General features: G+C 31.8%; 3 protein-coding genes. All 3 read right to left on the minus strand.

The window, feature by feature from the left end:
• Positions 1 to 1,407: hypothetical protein (locus Q7P22_RS07195; RefSeq protein WP_303862473.1), on the minus strand; the 1,407-nt coding region annotated here is incomplete at its 3' end.
• The gene (locus Q7P22_RS07200; RefSeq protein ID WP_303862475.1) at positions 1,404 to 2,936 is read right to left on the minus strand and encodes a hypothetical protein; all 1,533 of its coding nucleotides are present in this window, start codon (positions 2,934 to 2,936) and stop codon (positions 1,404 to 1,406) included. The genes Q7P22_RS07195 and Q7P22_RS07200, both read right to left, overlap by 4 nt.
• Positions 2,937 to 2,956: 20 nt before the next feature.
• A partial coding sequence (locus Q7P22_RS07205; RefSeq protein WP_303862477.1) for a hypothetical protein occupies positions 2,957 to 4,068 on the minus strand: 1,112 nt, incomplete at its 5' end.

Here is a 4,068-nt window from a genome sequence, read left to right on the forward strand (position 1 = left end):
AAAACACCATTCATAATCAATCTCATCTAATATAGAATCATTATTGTCCTTTAAGAAAAGCGAGAAGCTAATCTTATTAAGCTCTTGCGTAATTCCTAAAGAAGACACACGCCCCTCTTCAACTTGTTCACAAGAATCATTGGGCGTGAAGAAATTCTGTGGTGTTACTATAATATCAATAGCAGCCCCGTCAAATTGCAAGTTTCCGTTTGAAATAAAATCAAATATTCCACCTGTGTGGTAACATATATTTTTAAAAACTTTTAATAGATTTTCATTGCTACTTCCTGAAGTGTCAATTTGATTAACTAACCTTGCTTTAGTGAAACTAAATTCTATTTTCGTTAATGAGGCTGATTCTTTAGATGTTAATATTGCAGAGTTTATTGTCCACAGTATTGCATACAAAGGGCTCCCATAAACTTTTATAGTTTTTGTTCCCGTTCCTCTTCCTGGATTATCTAATTTCAAATTAAGCACATCCTGAGTAATTGCAAAATCAACACCAGTTAATTGTGCTCGTAATTCGTCTATATTTTGTCCTAAAATGAATCCTGATAAAACTTCCCCATAACTCTTTATAGACTGATTTCCCCAGCCAGAATAATTATCTGAAAAAGTCATAGAATTAGCACTATACTCTTTTATTTTGCTATTATATTTTTTAAATTGTGTATGGCTCATTCTTTTAAATTTGTTTCTTTCTATAAAATCATAATTAGTCAATAATAGATTTTTATCAGAATTTAGTATTTCTTTCATACTTGGCAATTGTTCTTCTTGCTTACATAGATTCCAAGACGGTAAGCTCTTAAAGAAATATTCAATTAGCATATATATGTCATCTACATCATGCCATTCATCAGCTAGACAACTTAATCTATACAAATTTATAGGCACTAGGCTAAATAACCATTTGAATAATTTGTTAATACAGGTCTTTTCATCAGCACTCCATTTAAACATATTAAAGACACTAGAATAGTCGCCTTGCATATCAGATTCCATTCTATTTGAATTAACATAATAAATGTCATGAATCCCACCTTTGTCTTCTATTATTTCTGTTCCCATCATGACGACAAGCAGTTTTTCGTTTTCTTTTGGAAGTAAATTTCTATATTGAGTTAAGCTATCATCTTTATCTATCCATCCGTTTTGCTTCATTGATGTAATGGATGGAGCAGAGTTAGGAGACTTTGAATTTTCAAACTCAAGATATTTTGGATAGGACAACTTAGCAATAAGATTGATATTATTTTCTTCACAGTATTGACTTATTTCCTTGCAAAATAAGTCATAAATCTTAACATCCTCAAAGCCATCAATTCTTAACATTGTTTTACTTGCTTCCTGGGGAGCTTGATTTATAATATAAGTCTTTAATGATGAAACGATATACTTCACTGTTTTTTTACCTCCGTATATGGGTTTGATACAATTGATGTAGCATCTGATAAATCTCTTAAAAAACCTGTGTTTTTTAGGAAATCCTGGAATTGAAGTTCATTATAAGCGAATGAACTAGCTTGTTCTGCATCTAAATTAATTGTACTAGTACACTTTTTATACTGTTTTGCACCAATAACGATATTGTAATTATAATAAACATTATCTAAAAACATATCAAATGTCATTTTTCCTTGGGGCTTAACAATCGAAAGAACTATAAATTTTACTAAATCTTCAGATAGCGAAAACCTTTCGTGACCACCTTTCAACGGTATTATTAATTGCATCTCCTTACCAAGTCTCTTAAACATATTCAATGTATGGGTTTTTGACCTTGATAAATATTCAAATGGAGTCTTTAACTTAAGGTCCCCCTCATTTTCATCTAAATAATTGCTTGTAATTTTATTAATTGCACATATGAAGAGTTCTTCTGTTTTTCGGTAACTACTAGAAGATATTTTCATCACAGTATTTCCTGCTTTCTTAGAACGCAAATCTACTATCCAAGGTGATGGAGTGATACCAAGAAATTCTGTAGTTCTTCTACACATCATTCTCATAATCTGTAACACTACACCTTTTGCTAGCAATTCAATACGCGTTATAGGGTTCATATCATTTGATAAGTAATTAATTAGTTCAAAAACGGTATCCTTACCACAATTAATATATCCAGTTGCTGGTATAAAACCAATCTGTTTTTTTATATAAAGTTTGTCTGGCTCAATATTTTTCTCTTCAAGCCATGAATCATTTATCCAGTTTGCTAATTTAGAAAAATTCTCACCACTAGAAGTAACTAAATTTTTAATTAAACCTTCGAGCCTGACTCTTGTATCAAGGTCACAAGTTTGCAATGCTTGCAGAATATGTAGATAATATACTTCTCCGCCTCTTGCCATAAAATTATGCCTTGAAAAGTCAAATTTCATTTCGATGTCTTCGTCACTTGGGTTGTTAGAACCGTTCGATAGCTTTAATCTTTCTTTTTTATTTATCATAGCTTCACAAAATATTAGTTCAGGTGCGATAGGTAATAATGACTGAGCCGTCCAAGATCGATTTTTAATTACTGCCGCATAGCCATAAAACAAATCCTGTATGGCCTCAATTGCGCTTTCTGCTTTATCTGCTTCAACACCACTCTCTTCAATTTTCCTTTGTAAAATCTGCAGAATTTCTTTATATGCTTTCTCATCTACAGGAATTGTTACATCCTTTTTAGAACGATTGTAAAATATAAATCTTTTTAGGCCCATCCGTGGTTTGATGTGATATACCAGTTCTTTATTGATGTCAGAATGAAACGCCATCGTATCTAGTTTCTTATCTTTATCTTTTGGTGAAATAAAAACAAGCAAAAACTCAATTAGATATTCATAAAGAGATTGATCCGCATAGATTCTATCTCCGAATAGCTTAATCGCCATATTGTCACTGCCGTTTGAAGTGTCTGCATCAGATGGGAAAAAAGTTTTCATTTTATATACCCCATTTCATACTAATAGCTACTTAAAATATATTCTCCATTTTCCTCTTGTAAAGAAATACTATCCCAATCCTGAGTTCCCATTACTATCATTTCTATTGTGCCAGTATGAGAATCAGGCATAAAAAGTGAAAGCATCTGCGCCTTAATACTGTCAATACCGTGTGTTAGGTGTGGATCTATATTAGTAGAGATCACACCATTTTTAATATCATCGAAATAGTTTAATAAAGGTAATGATATAGGTTGAACTATTGTTTTCCCTTGTATCTCAATATGTAACTGTTTTATCTCTTCGCCACCAAAATTGAAAGATGTTCTATTCTTTGTAATTAACTTTATATCTCTTTTATGAATAGCACCATATAATAATTGAACACTTTGATCAATTCCACTGCTACGTTTAAGTGTTATCGGAATCTCTTTGCAATCTTTACCTGCGTATCCAGTGTGCAAAATTGCGAAAGCCTCAATTACAAGAGTTTTATCAGCATTATTTGGTGTTTTACCATTTCTAAGATCTAAATATCGCGGGAATTTATTTGAGAAAACACCCCTTATAATCTCGATGTTTTTTAATTCATCTGTCTCAATATTGAACAGTATATACATCCTTCTAATTGCTTGTATCCATTCATTTCTATTTGATGTCTTATATTTATCCTTTATCTCCGTAATAATTTCTTGTATTTCAGGGTCTAAACTTGAATAGTCGTTCAAAATAAATAGTTCTTCGTCAGATATAAGGCTCTTACGATCATATCCATTTTGGTAAATATCAGCTATTGCCTGAATGGCTAAGGCCTGTCTATTTATATTTATACTTTTATAACCAAACAGTGAGTTGGAAAACAGATGATCAAATAAATATCTCTTATTGTCATAATGTTTGACATCATTGCACTCCAAGCCAGCTGTTAAGGAAAAAGTAATTTGTGCTATGATTTGACGCAGAGTCAGTCTTTTTCCATGCTCTTGCTGCCAGATAAAATGATGTTTAAGGAAGTCAAACACTTTTAGTTGATTTCTATCAATAATATTTTTCCGATTTGACGTTTTAATTGTATCACAATCGTAAAAAGTTCCATCTATTTCCGATTCCAGCACCCTGTCCTCTCCTATAA

Source organism: Alkalibaculum bacchi, from assembly GCF_937875145.1.
Lineage (GTDB): Bacteria > Bacillota > Clostridia > Eubacteriales > Alkalibacteraceae > Alkalibaculum > Alkalibaculum bacchi_A.